Origin of the sequence: Acinetobacter lactucae, assembly GCF_001605885.1 — a bacterium.
Classification (GTDB): domain Bacteria; phylum Pseudomonadota; class Gammaproteobacteria; order Pseudomonadales; family Moraxellaceae; genus Acinetobacter; species Acinetobacter lactucae.
Genome location: NZ_LRPE01000036.1, coordinates 20,322 through 46,029 on the forward strand (window position 1 = coordinate 20,322; position 25,708 = coordinate 46,029).

General features: G+C 38.0%; 19 protein-coding genes and 3 tRNA genes. 7 read left to right on the plus strand and 15 right to left on the minus strand.

Annotated elements, in window-relative coordinates; all coding sequences use genetic code 11:
• Window positions 1–6: 6 nt before the first annotated feature.
• A complete protein-coding gene (locus AWW73_RS13180; protein WP_081409626.1) occupies window positions 7–2,778 on the plus strand; it encodes a M1 family metallopeptidase in 2,772 nt (923 codons plus the stop codon).
• 97 nt (window positions 2,779–2,875) lie between these two features.
• Here AWW73_RS13180 and AWW73_RS13185 read toward each other — a convergent pair whose 3' ends face one another.
• The 4 genes from AWW73_RS13185 to AWW73_RS13200 form a co-directional block, all read right to left on the minus strand.
• Window positions 2,876–3,460, minus strand: coding sequence for an anthranilate synthase component II (locus AWW73_RS13185; protein WP_039250772.1), 585 nt, complete (start codon window positions 3,458–3,460; stop codon window positions 2,876–2,878).
• 244 nt (window positions 3,461–3,704) lie between these two features.
• Window positions 3,705–4,166 carry a GNAT family N-acetyltransferase gene (locus AWW73_RS13190; protein ID WP_062849875.1) on the minus strand — a complete coding sequence of 154 codons (462 nt, stop codon included), beginning with the start codon at window positions 4,164–4,166 and terminating at the stop codon, window positions 3,705–3,707.
• 320 nt (window positions 4,167–4,486) lie between these two features.
• Window positions 4,487–6,289, minus strand: coding sequence for an aminopeptidase P family protein (locus AWW73_RS13195; protein ID WP_062849876.1), 1,803 nt, complete (start codon window positions 6,287–6,289; stop codon window positions 4,487–4,489).
• Entirely contained in the window at window positions 6,286–7,845 is a 1,560-nt protein-coding gene (locus tag AWW73_RS13200) for a peptide MFS transporter (RefSeq protein ID WP_081409627.1), read from the minus strand. The genes AWW73_RS13195 and AWW73_RS13200 overlap by 4 nt, the downstream gene beginning before the upstream one ends.
• Before the next feature lie 750 nt (window positions 7,846–8,595).
• Here AWW73_RS13200 and glnA point away from each other — a divergent pair.
• The 5 genes from glnA to AWW73_RS13225 all read left to right on the plus strand — a co-directional run bounded on the left by glnA (window position 8,596) and on the right by AWW73_RS13225 (window position 13,242).
• Window positions 8,596–10,011 carry a type I glutamate--ammonia ligase gene (gene glnA, locus AWW73_RS13205; protein WP_002052696.1) on the plus strand — a complete coding sequence of 472 codons (1,416 nt, stop codon included), beginning with the start codon at window positions 8,596–8,598 and terminating at the stop codon, window positions 10,009–10,011.
• A gap of 125 nt (window positions 10,012–10,136) precedes the next feature.
• Window positions 10,137–10,646 (plus strand): chorismate--pyruvate lyase family protein, encoded by a 510-nt coding sequence (locus AWW73_RS13210; protein ID WP_016145946.1) that lies wholly within the window; start codon window positions 10,137–10,139, stop codon window positions 10,644–10,646.
• A complete protein-coding gene (gene ubiA / locus AWW73_RS13215) occupies window positions 10,643–11,521 on the plus strand; it encodes a 4-hydroxybenzoate octaprenyltransferase (RefSeq protein WP_016145945.1) in 879 nt (292 codons plus the stop codon). Before AWW73_RS13210 ends, ubiA begins: the two co-directional genes overlap by 4 nt.
• A gap of 109 nt (window positions 11,522–11,630) precedes the next feature.
• Window positions 11,631–12,938: an alpha/beta hydrolase family protein gene (locus AWW73_RS13220; protein ID WP_057105063.1), complete on the plus strand. Its 1,308-nt coding sequence runs from the start codon at window positions 11,631–11,633 to the stop codon at window positions 12,936–12,938.
• 103 nt (window positions 12,939–13,041) lie between these two features.
• Window positions 13,042–13,242, plus strand: coding sequence for a hypothetical protein (locus AWW73_RS13225; RefSeq protein ID WP_031965257.1), 201 nt, complete (start codon window positions 13,042–13,044; stop codon window positions 13,240–13,242).
• A gap of 4 nt (window positions 13,243–13,246) precedes the next feature.
• Here the strand turns inward: AWW73_RS13225 and AWW73_RS13230 are convergent, their stop codons facing one another.
• The 6 genes from AWW73_RS13230 to AWW73_RS13255 form a co-directional block, all read right to left on the minus strand.
• Window positions 13,247–13,690 carry a DUF2726 domain-containing protein gene (locus AWW73_RS13230; RefSeq protein WP_062849878.1) on the minus strand — a complete coding sequence of 148 codons (444 nt, stop codon included), beginning with the start codon at window positions 13,688–13,690 and terminating at the stop codon, window positions 13,247–13,249.
• A 55-nt stretch (window positions 13,691–13,745) separates the two neighbouring features.
• Window positions 13,746–13,821 (minus strand) — tRNA-Asn (locus AWW73_RS13235).
• 178 nt (window positions 13,822–13,999) lie between these two features.
• Window positions 14,000–14,075, minus strand: a tRNA-Asn gene (locus tag AWW73_RS13240).
• Window positions 14,076–14,083: 8 nt separating this feature from the next.
• Window positions 14,084–14,159 (minus strand) — tRNA-Asn (locus AWW73_RS13245).
• Window positions 14,160–14,305: 146 nt separating this feature from the next.
• Window positions 14,306–14,932: a superoxide dismutase gene (locus tag AWW73_RS13250; protein ID WP_016145941.1), complete on the minus strand. Its 627-nt coding sequence runs from the start codon at window positions 14,930–14,932 to the stop codon at window positions 14,306–14,308.
• A gap of 145 nt (window positions 14,933–15,077) precedes the next feature.
• Entirely contained in the window at window positions 15,078–15,836 is a 759-nt protein-coding gene (locus AWW73_RS13255) for a Nif3-like dinuclear metal center hexameric protein (RefSeq protein ID WP_016145940.1), read from the minus strand.
• A 194-nt stretch (window positions 15,837–16,030) separates the two neighbouring features.
• Here AWW73_RS13255 and AWW73_RS13260 point away from each other — a divergent pair, with 194 nt between their 5' ends.
• Complete coding sequence (locus AWW73_RS13260) at window positions 16,031–17,206, plus strand: S1C family serine protease (RefSeq protein WP_031948946.1); 1,176 nt, start codon at window positions 16,031–16,033, stop codon at window positions 17,204–17,206.
• A 43-nt stretch (window positions 17,207–17,249) separates the two neighbouring features.
• Here AWW73_RS13260 and AWW73_RS13265 read toward each other — a convergent pair whose 3' ends face one another.
• From AWW73_RS13265 to metF, 5 genes are all read right to left on the minus strand, one after another.
• On the minus strand, window positions 17,250–18,488 hold the full coding sequence (locus AWW73_RS13265; RefSeq protein ID WP_062849879.1) for a multifunctional CCA addition/repair protein: 1,239 nt from the start codon (window positions 18,486–18,488) through the stop codon (window positions 17,250–17,252).
• A gap of 91 nt (window positions 18,489–18,579) precedes the next feature.
• On the minus strand, window positions 18,580–20,850 hold the full coding sequence (locus tag AWW73_RS13270; protein ID WP_002118176.1) for an NADP-dependent malic enzyme: 2,271 nt from the start codon (window positions 20,848–20,850) through the stop codon (window positions 18,580–18,582).
• A 236-nt stretch (window positions 20,851–21,086) separates the two neighbouring features.
• On the minus strand, window positions 21,087–23,939 hold the full coding sequence (locus AWW73_RS13275; RefSeq protein ID WP_062849880.1) for a putative bifunctional diguanylate cyclase/phosphodiesterase: 2,853 nt from the start codon (window positions 23,937–23,939) through the stop codon (window positions 21,087–21,089).
• A gap of 134 nt (window positions 23,940–24,073) precedes the next feature.
• Window positions 24,074–24,796 (minus strand): 16S rRNA (uracil(1498)-N(3))-methyltransferase, encoded by a 723-nt coding sequence (locus AWW73_RS13280; protein ID WP_062849881.1) that lies wholly within the window; start codon window positions 24,794–24,796, stop codon window positions 24,074–24,076.
• A gap of 18 nt (window positions 24,797–24,814) precedes the next feature.
• Window positions 24,815–25,651 carry a methylenetetrahydrofolate reductase [NAD(P)H] gene (gene metF / locus AWW73_RS13285; RefSeq protein WP_062849882.1) on the minus strand — a complete coding sequence of 279 codons (837 nt, stop codon included), beginning with the start codon at window positions 25,649–25,651 and terminating at the stop codon, window positions 24,815–24,817.
• Window positions 25,652–25,708 lie beyond the last annotated feature (57 nt).

The window sequence follows — 25,708 nt, forward strand, 5'->3', positions numbered from 1 at the left end:
AATGATGTGGGCATGCAGCGAAGTGGTACAGCATTTGCTGCATCTTTTTATTTAAAACAACAGAGGATAAAACCCCTTATGCTGGTCAAGCTTTCATTTAGAAAAAGATTGCTACTTACAACATTATTATCTTTATCGGCAACACAGATTTTTGCATCGAATAACATTGAACAAATCCCGATTGGTAAATTACCCGAGTGGGTTATACCCGAATCTTATGATTTAGATTTTAAGATTGATCCCGCACAAAAAGGCTATACCGGTAAAACCATTATTCATTTAAAACTGGCTCAAGCCACAGATCACATCTGGATTCATGGTAAATCTTTAACGGTTAAAGATGTGAATATTACATCGGCACAGGGTATTAAAACCAAGGCAAAATATGAGCAAGCCTCTGAAGTAGATGGGGTGAGTAAAATTAAACTTGCCAAAACCTTGCCCGCAGGACAGTATCAACTCGTTCTAGATTTTAATGCAGCGTATGACCAGCAGCTCGATGGTATTTATAAAATCGAGTTTGAGGGTAAACCTTATGTGATGACTCAAATGGAAGCAATTAGTGCACGCCAGTCATTTCCGTCATTTGATGAGCCACGTTTTAAAACGCCGTTTAATATTCGTTTGACGATTCCAAACAAATATTCAGGTTTTGCCAATACCCAGCAAACATCTGAGCAAGCAGAGAAGTCGGGTTGGAAAACACTCAGTTTTGCACAAACTAAACCATTGCCAACTTATTTACTTGCATTGGCTGTCGGGCCGTGGCAATTACAAAAAGGACCTGATATTGGAGCAACTTCATGGCGTAAGCAGCCGATCCAGTTACGTGGTATTGCACCCGATGCTAAAGCTGAAAAAATGCAGCATGCCTTATCTGAAACGCCAGCCATTTTAAAAACTTTAGAAGATTATTTTGCCTTTGGTTATCCATTTGACAAGCTAGATTTACTTGCAGCACCAGACTTTGCTGCTGGGGCTATGGAGAACCCGGGGTTAATTACTTTTAGAGATTATCTAATGTTGTTAGATAAGGACTCGCCAGTTTCTTTTGTACAGAATTCATTTAATGTCAATGCACATGAGTTGGCGCATCAATGGTTCGGTGATGTCGTCACGATGCCGTGGTGGGATGACTTGTGGCTCAATGAATCTTTTGCCACATGGATGCAAAGTAAAATTACTCAAAAATTACATCCCGAATTTAATGCTGACCTAGAACGTATTACAGACACCGCAGATGCGATGAAAAGTGACAGCTTAGTGAGTGTGCGCCGTATTCGCCAGCCTATTTTAAGTAATGCCGATATTCAAACTGCTTTTGATGGTATTACTTACCAAAAAGGTGCAGCTATTTTAAATATGTTTGAAAACTATTTAGGTGAAGAAAAATTCAAACAAGGGGTGCGCAATTATATTAATAAGCACCAATATGGTAATGCGACAGCCAATGATTTAATTAGCGCTTTAGCAGAGCAGTCTGGACAAGGTGAGCGCTTTACTAGAGCGATGAAAAATTTTCTTGATCAACCTGGTGTGCCTTTAATTAATACCGCATTACAGCAAGAAGGCAATAAAGTCTTTTTAAATGTGAAGCAAAGCCGTTACTTACCTGTGGGTTCAAAAGGTGATGCAAGAAGCCTGTGGGGTGTACCATTATGTGTGCGTTATGAAGTTCCAAATGCAGGTAGTAAAGTGCAATGTGAATTGGTAGATCAGGCAGAAGCCAAAATTGAACTCAAAGGTGCCAGCCTTGGCAGTTGGTATATACCAAATGCAGATGCGGCAGGATACTACCAATTTAGTTTGCCACAAAAAGAATTTACTCGTCTGACTGCAGCTACAGAAAAGCTTTCTAACACTGAACAGTTAGCTTATGCCTATGCAATTTCAGCTGCATTTAACCACGGTGATATTAATTTGTTGGCTGTCGTAGATGCTGCGAAGAAATTCGCCAATTCAAATAGTCGACAAATTAGTACAGCGCTGTTTTCCCAGTTAAGTACCATTCAACGTCATGTATTGAAAACAGAAGCTGAACGTGAACATTTTAGAAAAGTTTTGGCAAATTTATATTTACCTAAATTAAATCAGTTGGGTTATGTCAGCAAAACAGGTGAATCAGCTGAAGACAGTTTATGGCGTAGTGAGTTAGTTAGATTTCTTGCTTTAGATATTCAAGTTCCTGAAGTTCGTACCCAACTGTTAAAACAGTCAGATGCACTCTTTGCTCAAAAGCAGCTTAACTTTGCTGAAGTAACCCCTGAATTATTGCCAACTATTTTAGCTGTACGTGTACAAGAAAAAGACCAACCTGCTTTTGATCGTTTATCTGGAGAGTTACAACGCGTGACTCAACCGACACAACGTCTTGCAATTCTTACGGCTCTAGGTTCAGCAAATCAAGAAGCAACACGCCAACAAGCACGACAGTTGATTTTAAACCCACGTGTTAAAGTTGGTGAAGTTCGTACCGTGGTCAACTCAATCAATAATTATGGAGATGAGCAAGGTGGCTTATGGTCTTGGTTTAAAGTAAATCATGACGCCGTGTTTGATCGTTTAGGTAAATCTTCGGCTGGGCGTTTTCCTGCAATGTTTAGTGGGGCCGCATGTACCCAACAACAGGCAGTCCAGTTAAATGACTTTTTTGCACCACGAACTAAAGAATTGGTTGGGGTGGAAAGAGGATTGAAACAGACCAAAGAGCGAATTCAACTCTGCGAATCTTTGGTGGTAAAACAAGATGGATCAATTGTGCAACAGTTAAAGTTATAATTGATTCAAACATGAAAAAAGCCAACTGATCGTAGTTGGCTTTTTTTATTAAGGATTCTTATCAAATTACTTTTAAAACAATCTATTTACGGCTGCCTTATGCATAAATATCTAAAAAGTTTTTAAAGATTTGATGGCCATGTTGACTCAAAATTGATTCTGGATGGAACTGCACGCCTTCAACAGGCAATGTCTTATGTTTAACACCCATGATTTCTTCCATTGAGCCATCTGCTTCGTTGGTCCAACACGTTACTTCAAGGCAATCAGGCAGTGTTTGCTGATCAATCACCAAAGAGTGATAACGAGTTGCAGAGAATGGGCTAGGAAGATTACTGAAAATACCTTTATTACTGTGGTACATATCAGATAAACGTCCGTGCATCACCGTTTTGGCTCTTACAATGTTTCCGCCAAAAGCTTGCCCAATACTTTGATGCCCTAAACACACGCCAAGCAAAGGTATTTTTCCGGCAAAGTGATTAATTGCAGGAATTGAAATACCAGCTTCGCTTGGAGAACAAGGACCAGGACCAATAACCAGATATTTAGGTTGCCATCGTTCAATATCCTCTAATGTGACTTGATCATTGCGAACTACTTTTACTTCCTGATTCAACTCGCCAAAATATTGGACGATGTTGTAGGTAAAAGAGTCGTAATTGTCGATCATTAGAAGCATTTTTAGCTAAACCTCTTGATATTTAATGTTTTTTTCAATAGTGCTGTTTTGAATACCCGTTTGGCTACCCATTTTGAAATTAGTGCTCAATTCATTGAACAAAAATAAAGCCGTTATCTAAGCGGCTAATGTACCAGAATTTCCTTGTCTTGTAATAACTTCATGCTTTATTGCTAGCAAAAGCATATTAATAATTATAAGTCGATGTATTTTCTAAACTAAAAGTGTGGAGCAAATTGATCATTTAATTTGAAGATATCTCTTTATTATTAGGCAAAATCTGCCATACAAAATTTTCTTGATTCAGTGGAGTAAACCCTATTTTTTCATAGAGCCATGAGGCTGTACTGGTAAGTAACATAATTCTGCGAAGTTTAAGAGACTCCAAGTGTTCTAAGCAACATTCCATTAGCCATCGTCCTAATCCCAATTTTTGAAACTCATTGATGATAAAAACATCTTTTACATAAGCAAAGGTTGCATAGTCTGTAATGATACGAGCAAGTCCAATTTGTTGGTTGTTCGGATCATATAACCCAAAGCACAAACTGTTTTGTATAGCGGTTTGCATTGTTTCTAAATCGATCCCTTTTGCCCATTTTGAATGGTATAGAAACGAATGAATCACTTTTATGTCGAGTTTAGAGGGATCTGTAGAAACGGTATAATGATCATCACGTGTGGCTGTGAAATTAGATACCTGCATAGGGAAACCCTTTAATTCAAAGAAATATTGAATACGGTTAAAAATAGCATGGTGCTTAAAAAGTTCTCTTCAAAACTACTTTTTTATAGTTACGATTATGTTTCTTAATTATAAAAATTCTTAATGGCTATTAGTTGTGGAGTTATCAATGAATAAGGACTTTTTATTTTATTAGTTAAAAACAGGGAGATTTTTTAGAAATTTATTTAACTAAATCAGCTTTAATAGCTTTTAATTAAAAAATAGAGATAAAGACAATAAAGGCAGAATAAGCTTTTCATTGGAAATAAAAAACTATTCTGCCTTAGTCACAAAAAAGTTTAAATCTTACGTGTGTTATAAATTAGCCAATCTAAAACATCGCCAGACAAATGTTCAGCGAGTCTTTCTTGGACAGTTTGATGGTAACCATTTAACCAGTCTTTCTCTTCATTCGTTAGCAGATCTACAACGATACAATCTAAATGTATTGGGCACATCGTGAGTGTTTCAAACTCTAAAAATTCACCATAGGTTTTTTCAAACCCAGAGTGAACCCTGTTTGCAACCAAATTCTCAATACGAATACCGTATTGCCCTTCATGGTACAGACCTGGTTCATTAGAGAGAATCATACCTTCACGCAATTTACTGTACGCATGAACAGGAGCGTAATAAGAAAGTACTTGCGGTCCTTCGTGTACGTTAAGCGCAAAGCCTACGCCATGACCTGTGCCGTGGCGATAATCTAAACCATGTTGCCATAAAGTATGGCGACAAATTGAATCGAGTAGAGGTGCAGCTAAACCTTCTGGATAAATGGTTTTTGCCAAAGCAATGTGACATTTTAAAACCAGCGTATAGTCACGCTTTTGTTGCTCCGTTGGTGTACCTACAGGAACCACACGAGTAATATCCGTTGTTCCATCTACATATTGCCCGCCAGAGTCAATCAACAATAAACCATCACCTTCAATGAATGAGTATTGCTCTGGAGTTGCACGGTAGTGAGGTAGAGCACCATTGGCGTTAAAGCCTGCAATCGTTGAAAAACTTGGGCCTATAAATCCATCTTGCTGAGCGCGGTAGGCAGTAATTTTCTCATCGATAGTCAGTTCTGAAATGCGTTCATCCTGATGAAGTGCTTTTTCTAGCCAATGGAAAAAGTGACAAAGCGCGACTCCATCTTTAAGCATGGCATGGCGGATATGAGCAATTTCGCTTTCATGCTTACGCGATTTAAAAAGCGTACTTGGATTGATGTCGTATACAACCTGAATATCTTTTGCGATGGCTTGTTCATGAAAAATTGATACTTTTGCTGGATCTAAAAGTACAGAAGCATCAGTAATATTCGCTAAAAACTGAGCCGTATCTTCATAATCACGAATTTCAATACCATCGGCTACAAAAGCTTGTTGAATGCTTGAATCTAGTTTTCTACTATCAATAAACAGAACAGCTTGTTCTGCATTAATGTAAAAATGAGAAAGAAAAACAGGGTTGTATTCTACGTCTTGTCCACGTGCATTTAAGACCCATGCAATATCATCTAAAGATGAAATGAAATGCCCAGAAATATTCTTGCTATGTAAAGTCTCACGAATCGCCTGAATTTTTTCTTTACGAGATAGGGCATTTAACCCTTCAGGCATTAAATAGATTTTTTCAGATGGTAGTTCTGGGCGGTCTAACCAAATCTCTCCAACTAAATCTTTTTGAGTCTCGAGTTTATAGCTATGAACTCGTGCAGTATGTTCGAGTGCTTTAAATTGTTGAATAGATAAGGTATGTCCATTTACCGCAATGATCGAATCTGCTGCTAAGTTTTGTGCAATCCAAGCTAAATGTGTTGAAGACTCATCATTTGTTAATTTTTGAAGATTAAAGCCAGTTCCAACAAGTTGTTGCTCGGCTTGTACCCAATAGCGACCATCTGCCCATAGGCCAGCAAAGTTTTGCGTCACGACTAATGTACCAACAGAGCCACTAAAACCACTGAGCCATTGTCTTGCCTTCCAATAGTCGGGTAAATATTCTGACATGTGGGGATCGGCACTCATCACAACAAATGCATCAATCTGCTGATTGCGCATGAGTTCGCGAAGTTTCTCTAGTTTTTCTGGAACAGTTAAAACGCTCATATAGTTTCCAAGTCAGGTTGAACTTTACTGGTACTTTTGTTCATTAATCTATTAATAGGTTTCTTTAATAAAAATAACACGATTGCGCCAATCACTAATGCCAAAACACATCGCATAAAAAGAGTAGGTAAATGGTCAATACTATCTGATGACACGTGCCCACCAATGAGACCAGCGATGAGATTACCTAACGCTGACCCAGTAAACCATAGGCCCATAATTTGACCACGTATAACATCAGGTGCAAGTTTGGTCATGGTTGATAAGCCAATCGGGCTTAAACAAAGTTCACCTATGGTAAGTAAAAATATAGTACCTACTAACCAAAATGGTGAAACTAAGCCACCAGAAATTGCAAAACGACTGGCAAAAGACATAACGAGAAAGCCGCCTGCTGCAAGCAACAATGCAATGATAAATTTACTGATATAATTCGGATCTTTATTCGATTTACCTAGTCTCGCCCATAGCCAAGCCGCAATTGGAGCGAAGATAATAATAAACAGGGCATTGATTGATTGGAACCATACAGTTGGTATTTCAAAACCGAAAACCATACGATCTGTATAATCTTGTGCAAACAAATTAAAAGATGTCGGTTTCTGTTCAAAAGCAGACCAGAACAATGCGGATGTGGCTAATAAAACGAAGCAAATAATAATTTTAAATTTATCATGTTGTTCTAAATTCAAGAAAAATAATAAATAAGCAAAGTAAGCGATAATACCAACGCCGATTCCAACTGTTAAATAAGTTGCTACCGCGACTGGATTAATATGAATGACATCAAACAAAGTAAGGACAATAATAACTCCGACAGAAAGTAAAAAAGAGAAAGCAATTTTTGGCGCATTTTTATTTTCTACGACGGGTTTATTGCAATTGTCATTTTCTTGACGTAACTCATTGAAAGTTTGTAGCTGTGGAATAGCAAATGCTCGGAAAATAAGTAAAGCAACTAACATTCCAAGGCCGCCAATTCCAAAACCTAAGTGCCAGCCATGTTCACGAGCTAATATACCCGTAATGAGTGGGGCGATAAACGAACCCATATTAATCCCCATATAAAAAATGGAGAAACCGGCATCTCGTCTACTATCCTGAGCCTTATATAATGTTCCGACAATGACTGAAATACAGGTTTTAAATAATCCTGAACCAATAACAATAAGAACTAAACCGAAATAAAAGAAGAATTGATCAAAGAGTGCGGTTAGGGCAATCGATAAATGGCCTAGCGCAATAATAATGGAACCATACCAGACCGATCGCGCCTGACCTAACCAATTATCGGCAATCCAACCACCGAAAACGGTCATTAAATACATGGAACCTGCAAATAACCCAACAATTGCTGCTGCGGTTGGACGGTCAAGGCCTAAACCGCCGTCATTGACCATTGCAACCATATAAAGAACCAATAAGGGCCGAATTCCATAGTAAGAAAAGCGTTCCCATAGCTCTGTAAAAAATAAAGTTTTTAGGGGTTTTGGGTGGCCGAAAAAAGCTCTGTCATATTGTTCGATTTCATGCTTCATTTCAAATCCTTTGAACATATTTGTAATTTAGATAAAACAAAACTTTTAGTTTGTTTAATTATAAAAAAAAGTTATGTTTTATTTTTTAGATTTTTTAAAGTGAAAAAGCAAGTTGGTCATGTATAAAAAAGGTATATAACAAATGGTAAAAATTAGAAGGGGAAATTATCAGCGAAAAAGATTCTTCTTGGCGCACCAAAGCTGACCAAGTCTTGCTTTAGTACAAACAGTTATATAAGAAAAATTAGAATAATATTTTAAAGCTTTAGAGTTCCTATGGATGAATATGAACCATTAGATTACTCCATTTTCAAAATCTCTATTTAGAAGTAGTTTTTTTCTAGAACCTTTTTTGGCAAAGCTTGTAGTAGGCAACATGGTCTTAGCTCTAGCTTAAAAATTTTATATAAAATAGATTATTATTTTCATGCATTGCAGTAACAAAGTCGGCTTTCTATATAAGAAAGTATTATGATCATGATTGACTGGTAGATATTGATGCGATGATTCATATTGGCGCAACAATTTTGCACTAAATTAGGGCGATTGCGAGCTATTCTTGTATGCCATAATTTGAAAATGTCTGAATATGGTGCATTTAACTATGCAAACAGTATAATGGGTTCGAGACAAGGGGCCTGAATCATGGATAGTTATAAGCAATTCAATGTTTTAGGTAAGTCTTATAAAGTTGGTATGAGAATTGCTATATAAATACCAGCAACTAACACGCACTTAACAAGTGCAACAAAATTTCATTGGAGCAAAATGAGCATGGCGAACAAGGTCCTTCAACTCATACAAGAAAGTGGCGCAAAATGGGTCGATTTTCGCTTTACTGATACTAAGGGTAAAGAACAGCACGTAACTTACCCAGCTGATTCTATTGATGAAGATACTTTTGAAGACGGTAAAATGTTTGATGGTTCTTCAATCGCTGGTTGGAAAGGCATTGAAGCATCTGACATGATTTTACGTCCAGATGCAGAAACTGGTTTCATCGACCCGTTCTTTGCTGAACCAACTGTAGTTGTGACTTGTGACGTTATTGAACCTTCAACAGGTCAAGGTTATGAGCGTGACCCACGTTCGATTGCTCGCCGTGCAGAAGAATACTTAAAATCTACAGGTATCGGTGATACTGCATTCTTCGGTCCAGAACCAGAATTCTTTGTTTTTGACGAAGTGAAATGGGACATTGATATGTCTGGCGCTCGTCATACATTAATCGCTGAAGAAGCTGCTTGGTCTACTGGTAAAGATTACGAGTCTGGTAACTCTGGTCACCGTCCACGTGTTAAAGGTGGTTACTTCCCAGTTCCTCCAGTTGATTCTTCACAAGATATGCGTGCAGAAATGTGTGCAAAAATCGAAGACATCATGGGCCCAGGTCGTGTAGAAGTACATCACCACGAAGTTGCTTCTTGCCAGTTAGAAATTGGTGTGAGCTTCAATACTCTTGTTCGTAAAGCTGACGAAGTTCAACAGTTCAAATATGCTGTTTGGAACGTTGCTCACCAATATGCAAAAACTGCAACCTTTATGCCTAAACCAATGGTAGGTGATAACGGTTCTGGTATGCACGTTCATATGTCTATCTCTAAAGATGGCAAGAACTTGTTTGCTGGTGATGAATATGCAGGCCTTTCAGAAATGGCATTGTATTTCATCGGTGGTATTATCAAGCACGCTCGTGCATTGAATGCAATCACAAACCCATCTACAAACTCATACAAGCGTTTGGTTCCTCACTTCGAAGCACCAATTATGCTTGCTTACTCAGCGCGTAACCGTTCTGCTTCTATCCGTATTCCATACGTTTCTAGCCCTAAAGGTAAGCGTATCGAAGCTCGTTTCCCAGACCCAATGATGAACCCGTACCTAGGTTTTGCTGCATTGTTAATGGCTGGTATCGACGGTATCCAAAACAAGATCCATCCGGGCGAAGCTGCTGATAAGAACTTGTATGATCTTCCTCCAGAAGAAGAAGCAAAAATCCCAACAGTTGCTCATAGCTTAGATATGGCTCTTGAAGCACTTCAAGCAGATCACGAATTCTTGTTAAAAGGCGGCGTGTTCACTAAAGAAATGCTTGATGCATACATCGAACTTAAAACTGAAGATGTACGTCGTCTTAACACGACTACTCACCCAGTTGAATTTGATATGTACTACAGCTTGTAATACGTATTTCATAAAAAAGCCTGCATATGCAGGCTTTTTTATTGCTCAAAATGTTGATTGAATTCTCTACGTTTTTTATCAAAAAATTGGAGTAAACTAGGTGCGAGTTTTCATGTGAGCAGATTATGCGTAAACGGCAACCAGTACTTAAACAGGAAAAGACTTTAAATCCTGAGTTGAAAACATGGTTGTATGCGTCTGGTTCTCTGACCCAACAATTAACTGAACTTGGTGGTGGCCAGTTCAGTGTAAAGCCCTTTAAAGAACACTTTCAGCGTTTAACTTTTGCAGATAGTCAATGGATGAATATGTCTCATGCTCACACCTCGTGGGTAAGGGAAACTTATTTATATGGCTGTGAGGCAGAGCCGTGGGTGAAGGCAAAAAGTATTTTTCCAATTCAAAGCTTACAAAAAAAGGCCCGTATATTTCAGCATATTGGTTCTAAGCCGATTGGCTTTTTTCTATTTCAAAGAACAACTCCGCTTTGTGACCGCCGTGTCATTCTTTTGTCAGAAGGCTGGACGCGACAAAGTTGCTATACTTGGCATGGATGTAAATTTATCGTCCAAGAAACATTCTTACCGGCTTTTGAAGCTTTTTTAAATCAGCAGCACGACAAGGAATTACTATGACGACTGCAACAGGTACAACATGGCGTCAGCGTTTAGAAGCTTATTATTATCTATGTCGATTTGATAAGCCTGTTGGAACAGAACTGGTGTTTTGGCCAACCATGTGGGCACTTTGGATTGCAGCAGAGGGAATGCCACCTCTACATATTCTTTTGGCGATGGTATTAGGTACAATTTTTATGCGTGCCGCTGGCTGTGCAATTAATGACTTCGCTGATCGAAAAGTGGATGGACATGTAGAGCGTACAAAAACACGCCCTTTGGCAACAGGTGTAATTAGTCCCAGAGAAGCGGTGTATGTATTTTTAGCATTAGTATTTGCCAGTGCTTGTACGTTGTTCTTTTTACCTATCGCGACGTTCTACTGTGCATTAGGGGGCTTGGCTTTAGCATTTATATATCCTTTTATGAAACGTTATACCCATTTACCGCAAGTAGTGTTAGGTATGGCATTTTCTTGGGGTATTCCAATGTCATTTACAGCAATGGGTAAGCCTTTAGATATAACGTGCTGGCTCATTTATTTTGGTAATTTGGCTTGGACAGTGGCTTTTGACACTCAATATGCAATTACAGATCGTGAGTATGATTTAAAGATTGGTGTGAAATCTACCGCTATTCTTTTTGGTCGATATGACATCCAGATTATTGCTCTTTTACAAGCAACTAGTCTTGTTTTGATTGGTACTGCACTATATTTAGAAAATATTTTATTCCCATGGGCAATTATTGCTTTAGTTGTAGTGGCATTCGATTTTGTATATCAAACAATTAAAACGAAAGACCGCAACCCTCAAGTATGTTTTTGGGCATTCCGTCACAATCGCTGGGTAGGATTAATCATTTTTCTAGGAATATTTTTAAATTTCATATAGTAAAAATGACCGTGAGGTTGAAAAGTGTTCTATGCAGAGCACTTTTTTTATGTCTTAATATTTGTGCATAAAAATATGCGGAATAAATAACACATAAAAAGGATATTCTATGAAACGGTCAAAAATTGCTTTAGCTATAACATTATCAATTTCAGCACTATTTCTTACAGCGTGTAATGACGATGATGATGACTATATTGGTGTTAATCCCGATAAAACTTATGTTTCTGAAAAAGCCTATTCTAAGGATACCTTAAGTGGCGCTTCATCTATAAAAGTAATGACTTATAACATGGTGAATGTACAAGGGAAAACAGCTGAAGCAACCGCTTTAGTCATGTTCCCGAAAGTTGCTCAACCAAAGGATGGTTATCGCGTAGTGGTATGGGAGCACGGCACTGTAGGAGTAGGGGATAGTTGTGCACCAAGTAATAATACGATTAATCCACGCTTCAAAATTTTAGCTGATACTTTATTAGCTGCTGGATATGTGATTGTGGCACCTGACTATGAAGGTTTAGGTACTAGAGGGATGCATCCATACCTTAATTTGGGAAGTGAGGCTAAATCTGCAATTGCAGCAGTTAAAGCTGCTAAAGATCATTACGGTAGTCAATTGAATAGTTCATGGATGTCGATTGGACAATCTCAAGGAGGTCATGCTTCATTAGGAACAGCTGAATTTGCTAATAACGACAGTAACTACAAAGGAGCGGTTGCAACAGCACCAGCCTCTAGTCTTGGCTATATTATTTCTGTAGTTGCTCCGCAAGCAATTAGAGACATTCTTCAAAAAGAGCAGGCTGGTACCGCACCTGTTGGTACGGCTGTAGAAGTATATGCTGAGCTACTTGCATATGCTGCATATACCACAGTGGGTATTACTGCTTATGAACCTAAATTTAATTATCGTGAAATCTTTCAACAACGTTCTCAAAGTATAGCTGAGTTTGCAGAAGGCACTACGGGTGAAAATGGAGTCTGTTTAACTGATTTGCATAATAAATTTGCAGATGATATTCGAGATTTTCTTGCGACTAATACTAGTAAAACAGTTCTAGATTATCCAGGCCTAGCTGGTAATTTCCAGGAGAATCCAACGGTGCAAAAATTCTTGGTAGATAATCAACCTGCTACCAAAAAAATTAATTCACCAGTCATGATTGTTCAAGGTACTGCGGATATGGCTGTACCATATCCTGTTACTAATGCCTTACAAGAGGGACTTAAAAAAATGGGAACTGATGTGACATTTGTACCTGTTGTCGGAGCTGCCCATACTCAGGCGATTGTATGTAGAAATGCTGAAATTTATCAATTTGTTCAATCTAAGATGCCAGCTAAAACAAATATAGTACTTGATCCATCAGTAATAGATGCTAGTAAGAATGTTGAATGTACTGGAATAGCACAATAATTTTTTGTATTTAAAATCTTCAAATTAAAAAGGTCCTGAAAAGGGCCTTTTTTGTTATATTGTTACACAGTTTGATTTGATACTATTTGAGTTTGAAGAACTTATGAGCCAGCAACCTGTTGAAAAAAAATCTGTTCCTTGGTTATTAATGGGATTAGGTTTACTTATTCCTTTTCTAATTATTGGAATACTTTTCTTGGCTGCAAAAAGTGATGCTAAGAATAAAAAACAATATGAACAGCAGCGTTTAGAAATGGCAAAAAGAATCGCTGAAAAAGAAGCTGCAAATTCTGAAACGAAATAGCTTGTTAATGAATATCCTTTTGTAATTGGCGTACAGTAGGAATATTTGTGTAACGCTTTACAAGGTAGCCTGCTTCAGTGAGCATTTGATCACGAATACGGTCTTCTTCTACTTTTTCAAGATGGGTAGGGTCATCTAGCTCAATAATGGCCATTACTTCCATCTTGTCGTTTAGCACGACAAAGTCAGTAACTTTACGATTGAACTGACTACGAATTTTATAGTCATTACTGGTAATTAAAGCGCTAAAAGCCACTTGTGCTAACACATGATAATTTGGAAAACTTTGTTTTAAACGGATGAACATTTGAGTTTCAAAGTTTGTAACGACAGGACGAGCAAAGAATTTTTGTTTTGGAAATAAATAAGGACGTAAGCAAACAAGAAGAAAAATACAGGTGCTTACGCAACCTAAAACAATAAAAAATAAGTGACTCGATTCGAACATGGTAAGCATCATACAAATAAAAACCCACTCAAAATGAGTGGGTTTTTAAGAATCTTGGCTCTCCCACCTGGGCTCGAACCAGGGACCTGCGGATTAACAGTCCGTCGCTCTACCGACTGAGCTATGGGAGAATCTGGAAAAGGATTTTAGGCAGGAAAGGGGGCTGGGTCAAGCCTTAATAGCAGAATTAGAGAGAATATCTAATCATTTGTTCTAAAAATACTCGAATCGTTGATTTTATTAAAAATAATAAAAGTATTAGATGATAAAAAAGAAAAAGCCCACAATAAATGCGGGCTTTTAGAATCTTGGCTCTCCCACCTGGGCTCGAACCAGGGACCTGCGGATTAACAGTCCGTCGCTCTACCGACTGAGCTATGGGAGATTAGTAGATGGCTCTCCAACCTGGGCTCGAACCAGGGACCTGCGGATTAACAGTCCGTCGCTCTACCGACTGAGCTATTGGAGAATCTGATGCGCATTTTATGGATGAAATCTAAAACCGTCAATAAGAATATTAAAGAAAATGAATCGTTTGCTTGATTAATATGCTTTTGTTGTATTAAAAATAAAAAAACCACCCAAAACAGGGTGGTTTTTCATAAAGAAATAAAATTATTTCTCTACGCCTGCTGGTTGACCTGCAAGTTTTGCATTTGCATAGTCCCAGTTCACAAGGCTTTCTAAGAAAGTTGCGATGTATTTAGGACGTAAGTTACGGAAATCGATGTAGTAAGCGTGTTCCCATACGTCAATTGTTAATACAGCAATTTGACCATGTGCAAGTGGAGTGTCTGCATTAGAAGTTTTAGTAATAGAAAGTTTACCGTTTACTTCATCAGCAACTAACCAAGCCCAACCTGAACCGAATTGAGTTGTTGCAGCAGCAGTAAATTCTTCTGCAAATTTTTCGTAGCTACCAAAAGCTTCGTCAATTTTAGCAGCGATTGCGCCAGTAGGCTTACCACCACCGTTTGGCTTCATAGAATTCCAATAAAATGTATGGTTCCAAACTTGAGCAGCATTGTTGAAAATACCAGCTTTAGATGCATCACCAGCAGTTGCTTGGATGATTTCTTCTAAAGTTTTACCTTCAAGGTCAGTCCCTTTGATTAAGTTGTTTAAGTTAACAACATAGGTATTGTGGTGTTTATCGTGATGGTATTCTAAAGTTTCTTTACTAATATGTGGCGCTAAATCATCATAGCCATATGGAAGTGCAGGTAAAGTAATGGTTGTCATGTTCCTATTCCTTGCATTTGCTGGGTTATACAATTAAGTGGCTCTATTGTAAATGATTCTGTTAACAATAGGGCATCGTTTTAAAGAACTATACACAATAAAGATCTAATTAATACGCATAACACAGATTGAAAAAAAGACTTAATTAAATCGGATTATTCAATTCAAAATATTCAGCTTCAATTGAAAACTGTTTTGAGATCGCTTGTGCCAAACGCTGAACTCCATAACGCTCAGTTGCATGGTGACCACAGGCAAAATAATGAACACCTAACTCTTTTGCTTCATAAAAAGTTCGTTCACTGACTTCACCTGAGATATAAGCATCACAATTTTGCAAAGCCGCTTTAGCAATAAAATCTTGAGCCCCACCTGTGCAGAAGCCCACTTTTTGAATGCTTTGTTTTTCTGCTGGCAAATGAATGACCTTAAAATCAAAACTGTTTTGTAGTTTTGCTTTAAATTCATCAACAGAAAGCGCTTGTTCTAAATAACCAATATTGCCAATTGGATGTTTCTCGGCTAAATCGAGTGGTTCTAAATTCTGCAAGTTTAGTTTTTCTGCAATAGCTACATTGTTGCCCAAAGTTGGGTGGGCATCTAAAGGTAGATGGTAAGCAACTAATGAAATATTATTTTGGATGAGTTTCTTAATGCGGTTACCGCGCATTCCTGTAATTGGGTACGGTTCGCCTTTCCAAAAGTAACCATGATGTACGAGTAATAGATCTGCATTTTGAGCAATTGCTGCATCAATCGCATCTTCGGAAGCAGTAACCGCACAAACGATACGCTTTACTTCAGTTGAACCTTCAATTTGCAGGCCATTAGGTGCGTAATCTTTAAATTCTGCTGCTTTTAAGGTTTGGTCGCACCACTGAATAATTTCATGCAAATTCGCCATGATATTTCCTGAATTGAGTAGTAAATAATTGCTAAAGCTATAGAAACATATTTTGTTGTGTAACTAAAGCTAGACAAATCTTTTTTGACTTTTTTATGTATATCGACATATTTAATTTAAAATGCTTAACTGAAAAGTCTTTTTGTTCAATATATTAATTTAATTAAAAACTTCTTTGCGTAGAGGATATGAACGTGCGCCGCACCTTTACATGGTTACCTTGGGTGTTACTTATTATTGTAATTGCCAGTTTTATTGCATGGCAAAAATACCATCAGCCGAAACCAACTGTTGCAGTTGATGGGGTGCAAATGCCTGCTGAGAAAGTTGAACCATTGGTTGATACTTCACGAACGGGCGGGGTGGTATCTTATAGCGCTGCGGTAAAAGTTGCAGCGCCAGCCGTTGTTAATATTTTTACGACCCAGAAAGTTAAACAAAATCATCCATTATTAAGTGATCCTGTTTTCCGCGAATTTTTTGGAAATCAGGTTCCTGAACAACAACAGCAAAATGAAAATAGCTTAGGCTCTGGGGTTATTGTACGAGCTGACGGTTATATTCTTACGAATAATCATGTGATTGCTCAAGCTGATCAAATTGTAGTGGCCTTACATGATGGACGTCGTGCAGAAGCAACGATTGTGGGAACAGATCCTGATACTGATTTAGCCGTAATTAAAATCGATCTAGATAAATTACCTGTATTGCCATTTAAGCTAAGTGGTAATGAAGTAGGTGATGTCGTCTTAGCAATCGGTAACCCATTTGGCGTTGGACAAACGGTAACTCAGGGTATTATTTCGGCGACTGAACGTTCTGATTTAGGTATTAATACCTATGAAGACTTTATTCAAACAGATGCTGCAATTAACCCAGGTAACTCTGGTGGAGCATTAATTGATGTTGCTGGGAATTTAATTGGTGTAAATACGGCTATTTTTTCTCAGTCAGGTGGTTCTTTAGGTATTGGTTTTGCTATTCCTGCTAAAGTTTGCCAGCAAGTTTTAAACTCAATTTTGAAAGATGGTCGTGTCGTGCGTGGATGGTTAGGTATTAGTTTACTACCGCCTACCCAAGAAGATGTGTTAGCACCGAAACAGCAAATTGGGGTTGTGGTTGCAGATGTCTTGAAAAATGGTCCAGCTGCATCAGCAGGAATTAAGATTGGTGATAAAATTATTCAGGTGAATAATCAGGCAATCACTTCGGCATCTCATTTGATCAATTATGTCGCATTACAAGCGCCTAACAGCGAAATTAATGTCATGGTTGAGCGAGATGGGAAGCAACAAAACTTTGTGGTGACAGTAGGGGAACGGAAAAACCAAAATACTCAATCACAATTTATACCTTTGCCTAAACAGTAAAAATTAAAAAAGCCTCTTAGTGAGGCTTTTTTATTAGCTTTACTTAAGAATGAGAAGGTGCTTGATGTTGATGTTTAAACTCAGTTAAAGCATCAATGCGGTACTGAATTAGCATCTCACCAATCTCAGCACCTTTAATGTTTTCAGGTAAATCCTGGACTTTAATAGAGCGAACGATTTGCATCGCATCTAACATGTACTGAGCTTGAGGGTAAGGCCGATCTTCTAAACCTAGTCTTCCTTTAGCATCACATTCACATGCTTGTACAAAAGCTTCCACTCTTTCAGGGCGGCGCAATACATCTAGGCGCTGTAATAGACGCCATACAGTTCCAGGTTTTAACGACATAATCTGATGGCATTTTAGATGTTCTTTACACACCGAGAGTGCCAACTGTCGAGTTTGAGTTGGAACTTTTAAACGTTCACATAGCTCAGTAACGGGTTTCACTCCACGTTCTTCATGCATGATGTGGCGAGGAAGTTCGTTAGCTGGAGTTAATGCTTTACCCAAATCATGCACTAACACAGCAAATCTAACATCAAGTGAATAGTTTGATTTACAAGCTTGCTGTAACGACATTAAGGTGTGTATGCCGCAGTCCACTTCTGGATGATATTCAGGGCGCTGCGGTACACCAAACAATGCGTCAATTTCAGGGAAAAGATGTTTTAAGGCGCCACAATCACGCAATGTTTGGAAATAAACATCTGCGTGCTCTTCTAAAAGTGCACGTGAAGTCTCTTTCCATACACGCTCTGGCGTTAATGCATCAAGTTCACCTGACTCGGCCATTGTTTGCATGAGTTCTAAGGTTTCAGGTGCAATATGAAAACCATATGAAGAATAACGTGCTGCAAAGCGTGCAACACGTAAAACACGTAAAGGATCTTCAGCAAAAGCTTCTGAAACATGACGTAAAGTTTTATTTTCTAAATCGGTTTGACCGCCATATGGGTCATATAGTTTGCCATCTTGATCCATTGCTATGGCGTTGATGGTTAAATCACGGCGAATTAAGTCTTCTTCTAAACTTACTGTGGTATCTGTAAAAAATTGAAAGCCGTGGTAGCCTTTACCAGATTTTCTTTCAGTACGTGCAAGTGCATATTCTTCTTTCGTTTCAGGATGAAGAAACACAGGAAAATCTCTGCCTACAGGTTGAAAACCTTGGGCGAGCATGTGTTCCGGCGTTGCACCGACCACAACATAATCTTTTTCTTGATAGGGGTGCCCAAGTAAAAAATCACGGACGGCACCGCCTACTAAATACACTTGCATGAAAAAACCTCTATTCTTCAAGCAATCATGCTACAGAATAGAGGTTTTCTCAAGTCATTAGAGATGCTTTTCGTAAAAAGCAGTTTCTAAATTACTTTTCTTGTTGTTGGATTTCAGCAACAGTTAAAGCAGTCATATTGATAAGACGACGAGTTGTTGCAGTCGGAGTTAAAATATGAACAGGTTTTGCTGCACCAAGCAAAATTGGGCCAATCGTAACGTTGTTACCAGAAGTCGCTTTCAACAAGTTAAATGAAATATTTGCTGCATCTAGGTTTGGCATAATGAGCAAGTTTGCTGAACCTTTGAAACGTGAACCAGGGAATGCAAATTGACGAATGTTTTCGTCTAATGCTGCATCACCGTGCATTTCACCTTCAACTTCAAGCTCAGGAGCTTGCTCAGATAAAATACGATAAACTTCACGCATTTTTTGAGCACTTGAGTCAGTCTGGTCACTACCAAAGCTTGAATGAGAAAGTAGGGCTACACGTGGAGTAATACCAAAACGACGTACTTCTTCAGCTGCTAAAATAGTCATTTCAGCAAGTTGTTCAGCAGTCGGGTTTGTATTTACGTATGTGTCAGCAATAAACAAATTACGATCTTCAAGCATTAATGCATTTAAGGTGAAGAAGTTATTCATACCTTCTTTTAGACCGATCACATTGCGTACAAAGTCAAGGTGAATGTTATAGCTACTGTAAGTACCACATAACATACCGTCTGCCTTACCGAATTTAACCAGTAAAGATGCAATTAAAGTTGAACGGCGACGAGCTTCACGTTGAGCATATTCAACAGTAATGCCTTTGCGTTGCATAGTTTGATAGTAGTCTTTCCAAAACTCTTCATACATCGGGTTTTGTTCTTGATCTACAATCTCAATATTTACGCCGTGTTGTAAACGTAAGCCTAATTTTTTGATGTTAGCTTCAATTACAGCAGTACGACCTACTAAAATTGGTTTAGCTAAATCTTCATCAACTGCAATTTGCACTGCACGTAATACGCGCTCATCTTCACCTTCAGCATATGCAATGCGTTTAGGATCAGTTTTTGCTTGAGCAAAAATTGGCTTCATCAAGAATGCAGAGTTATAAACAAACTCAGATAATTTTTGACGGTATGCAGAGAAATCTTCGATCGGACGAGTTGCAACGCCTGAGTCCATTGCAGCTTTAGCAACAGCAGGGGCAATTTCTAAAATTAAACGTTGGTCAAGTGGACGTGGAATTAAATAGTCACGGCCAAATGAAGCAGATTTTTCACCATAAGTAGCTGCATCAGCTTCTACGTGTGCCATACGTGCAATTGCATGTACACATGCAATTTTCATGTCTTCATTAATCGTCGTTGCGCCAACGTCAAGTGCACCACGGAAAATGTAAGGGAAACATAATGCGTTGTTTACTTGGTTTGGATAGTCAGAACGACCTGTTGCCATGATCACATCAGGACGTACTTCATGCGCATGTTCAGGTAAAATTTCTGGATCTGGGTTTGCCAAAGCAAAAATAATAGGGTTCTCAGCCATCTGTTTCACCATTTCTTTGGTGAGAATACCAGCAGCAGAAAGACCCAAGAACATATCAGCACCAGCCATTACTTCATGTAACTGAGTCGCTTTAATGTCTTGAACATAACGCTTTTTCGATTCATCCAAGCCTTCACGTGAAGTAGTGAGTAGACCGCGAGAATCGGCAACAATGATATTTTCTTTATTTACACCTAAAGCACAAAGCAAGTCTAAACAAGAAAGGGCAGCAGCACCTGCACCTGAAGCTACAATTTTGATTTCATCAATTTTCTTATTTACAAGTTGCAATGCATTGAGCAATGCTGAACCTACAATAATACTTGTACCATGTTGATCATCATGGAATACAGGAATTTTCATACGTTCACGAAGTTTCTTCTCAATATAGAAACATTCTGGCGCTTTAATATCTTCGAGGTTAATACCACCGAAAGTTGGCTCAAGAGAGGCAACAATATCTACAATTTTATCTGGATCGTTTTCTGCAATTTCGATGTCAAATACGTCAACACCAGCAAACTTCTTGAAGAGAACACCTTTACCTTCCATTACAGGTTTAGAAGCTAATGGTCCAATATTACCTAAACCAAGAACAGCTGTACCGTTACTGACTACAGCAACCAAGTTTCCGCGAGCTGTATATTTCGCAGCAGCTGATGGATCACGTTCAATCTCTAAACATGGCGCAGCAACTCCTGGTGAGTAGGCTAGAGCCAAATCTCGTTGGTTGACAAGTTGCTTACTTGGGGTGACGCTGATTTTCCCTGGGTTTGGATATTCATGGTAATTTAAAGCGGCCTGTTTTAAAGATTGATCGTCCATCTGAGTCTCTATTTGATACAAAAAAGCAAACTAGTCAAATTGCTCATTTAGGGAGAGGCAACTCGGCTCTTTAACTATGCTTTAATTTTTACCAATTAAGAGAATAGTAGACGAATTGCCAATAGCCCCGTGGTGAGCTAAATGCTAAAGAATATAACACTACTTCTTTATTTCTCACAGTCAAAAACGCTCATTTTTGGAAAAAGCAGCATGGGTAAAATAGATGACTGAAACAGTTAAGAAATGTGTGGATTTGTTTGTAGATAAGGGATGACCTGCTCGGCAGGGATAGGGCGACTAAAGAAATAGCCTTGTAAAAAATCACATTGTTGTTTTTGTAGATAGGTCACCTGCTCTTTTGTTTCTACACCTTCTGCAACCAGTTTAAGTCCCATACTTTTACCCATCGCAATCATCGCATTAACAATTGCTTCTTGTTTGTGGTCACCAATTTTAGAAATAAAAGCACGATCAATTTTTAATACATCAATTGGGTACTCAGTCAGGTACGCCAAAGAAGAATAACCCGTACCAAAGTCATCTAGGGCAATAGAAATATCTCGTTGTTTTATAGAGTGTAATAGTTTTTTTACATTGTCAGTGTTGTCTAAAAGGGCTGACTCAGTAATTTCAAGTTCGAGATCTGAACCCTGTATATTATATTTTTGCAAAACTTCATCTAGATCATTGAGTAATAAGCCTCTATGTATTTGTTGAGCAACAATATTTACCGAGACTTGAATATTGATATAACCTGCATTTTTCCATTCTTGTAATTGCTTTCCAACTTTATCTAAAACAACTTTACCAATGTCTGAAATTAGGCTACTACGCTCAGCAAAAGGTATAAACATATTCGGCATGACTAATCCTTTTTCGGGATGTTGCCAACGAATGAGTGCTTCAAAACCAATAATGGATTGGTCATGTAAACTAATTTTAGGTTGGTAATAAACTACAAATTCATTATTCTGAATGGCTTTGCGTAATTCTTGTTCTAAATCGGCAGTTTTATAAGGATGATCTGTTTTATTGCAGTAATAAGAAATGGTATTGCCCCCTAAACGTTTTGCCTCTGAAAGTGCTTGTTCTGCATGATTGTTGAGATGGTCAATTTGTCTGCCATGTTCAGGGAAGCATGCCACCCCGATAGAAGCTGTAATAAAATATTCCTGATTATCAATATAGAATGGTGCGTTTAACGCTTGCAAAATATTTTGGCAATATTGCTCAATATTTGGATGGATTGGCGAAATTTCATAAATAATTGCGAAATCATCACTATTTAAATAGGCGACTAAAATCGCATTGATATTGATTAAGCGTAATCTTTGTGCGAACTGTTTAAGTAACTCGTCACCACTATCATTATTTAAAAATTCATTGAAAGCTCGGAAACGGTCAATGTTTACCCGTATTAAAGCTAAACTTTTAATGTTATATGAGGGGTTTACAAGATATTGGTGTAATTGATTGTAATAGTAAAGACGGTTAGGTAAGTGGGTGAGACTATCATAATTTTTTAAATAAGATAGGTGTTGCTCTTGTCGTTTTTGTTCAGTGAGATCGCGTGCAAATCCAATATAATTGGTGATTTGATTGAACTCATCTTTTACTACATTGATATGCAACCATAAATATGCGCTTTTGCCAGAATTAAACTTTTCGTCAAACTGACCCATATATTCTCCTGTCTCGAGGAGCTGTTGCTTAATTGATGTATGAAACTGTTGTTGTAATTCTTTTTGATTAATTGTAATACTAAATAACTCTTTATTCAGAAGTTCTGATTTAGAAAATCCGGTTAATTTTTCATAGTAAGGATTAATATCAATATAATTTAGGTGTTCATCTAAAATAAATATGCCTTCAGCAGCTTGCTCGAGCACAATTGCAGATAGTCTTAGATGTTCTTGATCTTTTTTCTCTTGATGTATATCCCGGGTCATTCCAACCATGCGAAGCGCTTTTTGTGTTTTAGGATCTCGCGTAATGACACGGCCTACATCATGAATCCATCGCCAAGAACCATCTCTGCGTAAAATCCGGAAGTTGATATTAAAATGATCTGTAACACCTTCTAAATGTTGTTTTAAGCGTTCGTCAAAAAGCTTTTTATCACTTGGATGGATACGATCTAATATTGTATTGAGATGAATAACAGTGGTCTGACTTTGTTTTTGCTGATCGAAAAACGTAATTTCTAACTTTTGATTTTCAATATCCCAATCCCAAGGCCGGATACCCGCAGTTTCATGTGCAAAAGCTAAATTGTAGTGATGGCTTTCGAGTTGTTCATTCATTTTAGTGAGATCATAAGTACGTTCACGTACTTTTTGCTCAAGTAAATGATTATTAAACTGCAGTTGGGCTTCAATATCTTTGGACTTATTCACTTCTTGTTGGAGCTGTACACATAGTTCTTCAGCCCATTGAGTATGTTGGTCTGAAATTTGAACAAGCTGTTTATTTTTTAATAATAGCTGAGAAATCTTTTGGTAATTACGTTGAGTTGCGTAGGCACAAAGTACAGTTGCTACAAAGGTGAGGTTATAGGCAAAATAAAATGGTAATTCAGTAATTGGGTTATGTGTGAATTGAGCGAACAGTAACGGCAAAGTACTGGGAATAAATAGGAGATAAAAGTATCGAGGTTGTTGTGTTAAAAATGTAAGGCCAATGATATGAGCGGAGGTAATAAATAAAGCAATTAAAATATGAGCATCTGGCAGTGCAACTAGCTTAGGAGGAAGATAAAAATGAATAACCGTGACATTTATTCCAATTAAAATTCCTGAGAACAAACAAATACTTTGTAAGACACGATCTGCTTTTTTTGTGAAATCGATAGTACGATAGTGAGTTAAAACGTTTGGAATAAATAATAAGCAGATAAAAGAAGCGATGGTCAGTCCCATAGACCAGCTAAATGGTGTTATTGAAGATGAAAAATAATAAGAAAAAATACCATATGAAATGAGGCACAATAATATCAGGCTAAACAAATACCAGCGTATATATTGAGTTGAAAGTTTTAGTTGTTCAATTTTTGTTTGATGCTGTAGATATTCTTCCTGAAGCCCAGACATAAGATTTTTCTATCCTATTTTTTTACATATATACAGAAAGAATCTGATTTATCAGTGAAAAAGAATTTGAAATTTTATTCATACAATAAAAGTAAATTAACTTTAAATCACGATTTAATCAATGTTCAGAGAACTTAGGTGGATAAAAATCGATAATTTAAGATAGACAAGGCAACAACTGGGGCTGTTTCTGTACGTAAAACACGGTCACCAATGCACCAGTTCACGAAACCAGCTCGATTGGCTTGGGTAATTTCATTTTCACTTAGTCCACCTTCTGGGCCAATTAATAGGGAAAGTTCAGGTTGTATCCCTGCCAATACATCTTTTTGTTCTTTTTCTGGCGCTAAAACAAATTTAGATTGAGGAAGTTTAGGAGAACTTAACCATTCATGAAGGGAAATAGGTGCTAACACTTCTGGGACTAAGTTCAAGCCACATTGTTCACATGCTGCAATTGCAACAGCTTGCCAATGATCTAATTTTTTTTGATCTCGATCGTATTTTAACCGCATTTCACAACGCTCACTGGTCAGTAATTGAATTTGGCTTACACCCAGTTCAGTGGCTTTCTGAATGGCATAATCCATTCGATCACCTTTACTCATGACCTGACCCAAGATAGCTTTAAAAGGTGCATTACGGTTTGCTGGATTAAAATTCTCGATCGTAACAAAGGCATTTTTTTTATTAATTTCGGTTAATGTCGCGAGATATTCGCCACCTTGTCCATTAAATAGAGTTGCTTGTTCTTGTAGTTGTGCACGTAAAACACGCACCCAATGATGGAATACTGATTCTGTCAGTTGAATTGTTGAGCCAACTGTAAGTTCAGTTTCGATAAAAAAACGGTTCATTGGGTACGCCTTACAAAATTAATTTAAACCAAGATCAACAACGAGTTGACGAGTTGGTTCGATTTGATTCATTGAATAGAAGTGCAAGCTTGGTGCGCCACCTGCAATGAGGCGTTCACATAGCTTAACAACAACGTCATGACCGAAAGCTTTAATACTTTCACTGTCATCGCCATAGGCTTGTAATTGCTTACGAATCCAGCGAGGAATTTCAGCACCTGTACCGTCTGCAAAGCGAATTAAATTGCTTGCATTGGTAATTGGCATGATGCCTGGAGCCACTGGAATGTTAATTTCAGCTTTCTCTAAACGCTCTATAAAATAAAAATATGAATCTGGATTGAAGAAGAATTGAGTAATTCCTGCATTGGCCCCAGCTTGTACTTTTTCGATAAAACGTTGGATATCTGAATCAAGGTCTTCAGCTTGAGGATGCATTTCTGGATAAGCTGCAACTTCAATATGAAAATGATCACCTGAGTGTTCACGAATAAAACGTACTAAATCCTGTGCGTAAGGAAGTTCCCCAAGTCCAACCTGACCAGAAGGTAAATCACCGCGTAAAGCAACAATACGGTTAATGCCTTGAGCTTTATATAAATCCAGTAACTCAGCAATGCGAGCTTTATCATCACCAATACAAGAAAGGTGAGGTGCAACTGGTGTACCTTTACCATTAAAATCTTCAATAGCGGCAAGAGTACGTTCGCGAGTAGAACCACCAGCCCCATAAGTAATTGAGAAAAACTCAGGGTTTAATAGCTGTAATTCTTGGTGAACAATACGAAGTTTTTCAGCACCAGCATCAGTTTTTGGCGGAAAAAACTCAAAAGAAATAGGCGTACGTCTAGTCATGTCAAATCCTTGTAAACAGCGAAACATTTTAGAAAAAAGGGCAGTCGGTTCACCGTC

What these genes read in the sequence shown, in the direction of transcription:
- AWW73_RS13225 (WP_031965257.1), top strand. Translation starts at nt 13,042, where the DNA reads ATGAGCCAGCAACCTGTTGAAAAAAAATCTGTTCCTTGGTTATTAATG.
- AWW73_RS13280 (WP_062849881.1), bottom strand. Translation starts at nt 24,796, where the DNA reads ATGAACCGTTTTTTTATCGAAACTGAACTTACAGTTGGCTCAACAATT.
- AWW73_RS13195 (WP_062849876.1), bottom strand. Translation starts at nt 6,289, where the DNA reads ATGAGCGTTTTAACTGTTCCAGAAAAACTAGAGAAACTTCGCGAACTC.
- AWW73_RS13250 (WP_016145941.1), bottom strand. Translation starts at nt 14,932, where the DNA reads ATGACAACCATTACTTTACCTGCACTTCCATATGGCTATGATGATTTA.
- AWW73_RS13255 (WP_016145940.1), bottom strand. Translation starts at nt 15,836, where the DNA reads ATGGCGAATTTGCATGAAATTATTCAGTGGTGCGACCAAACCTTAAAA.
- glnA (WP_002052696.1), top strand. Translation starts at nt 8,596, where the DNA reads ATGAGCATGGCGAACAAGGTCCTTCAACTCATACAAGAAAGTGGCGCA.
- AWW73_RS13200 (WP_081409627.1), bottom strand. Translation starts at nt 7,845, where the DNA reads ATGTTCAAAGGATTTGAAATGAAGCATGAAATCGAACAATATGACAGA.
- AWW73_RS13230 (WP_062849878.1), bottom strand. Translation starts at nt 13,690, where the DNA reads ATGTTCGAATCGAGTCACTTATTTTTTATTGTTTTAGGTTGCGTAAGC.
- AWW73_RS13185 (WP_039250772.1), bottom strand. Translation starts at nt 3,460, where the DNA reads ATGCTTCTAATGATCGACAATTACGACTCTTTTACCTACAACATCGTC.
- AWW73_RS13220 (WP_057105063.1), top strand. Translation starts at nt 11,631, where the DNA reads ATGAAACGGTCAAAAATTGCTTTAGCTATAACATTATCAATTTCAGCA.
- ubiA (WP_016145945.1), top strand. Translation starts at nt 10,643, where the DNA reads ATGACGACTGCAACAGGTACAACATGGCGTCAGCGTTTAGAAGCTTAT.
- AWW73_RS13210 (WP_016145946.1), top strand. Translation starts at nt 10,137, where the DNA reads ATGCGTAAACGGCAACCAGTACTTAAACAGGAAAAGACTTTAAATCCT.
- AWW73_RS13190 (WP_062849875.1), bottom strand. Translation starts at nt 4,166, where the DNA reads ATGCAGGTATCTAATTTCACAGCCACACGTGATGATCATTATACCGTT.
- AWW73_RS13270 (WP_002118176.1), bottom strand. Translation starts at nt 20,850, where the DNA reads ATGGACGATCAATCTTTAAAACAGGCCGCTTTAAATTACCATGAATAT.
- AWW73_RS13275 (WP_062849880.1), bottom strand. Translation starts at nt 23,939, where the DNA reads ATGTCTGGGCTTCAGGAAGAATATCTACAGCATCAAACAAAAATTGAA.
- AWW73_RS13265 (WP_062849879.1), bottom strand. Translation starts at nt 18,488, where the DNA reads ATGCAAGTGTATTTAGTAGGCGGTGCCGTCCGTGATTTTTTACTTGGG.
- metF (WP_062849882.1), bottom strand. Translation starts at nt 25,651, where the DNA reads ATGACTAGACGTACGCCTATTTCTTTTGAGTTTTTTCCGCCAAAAACT.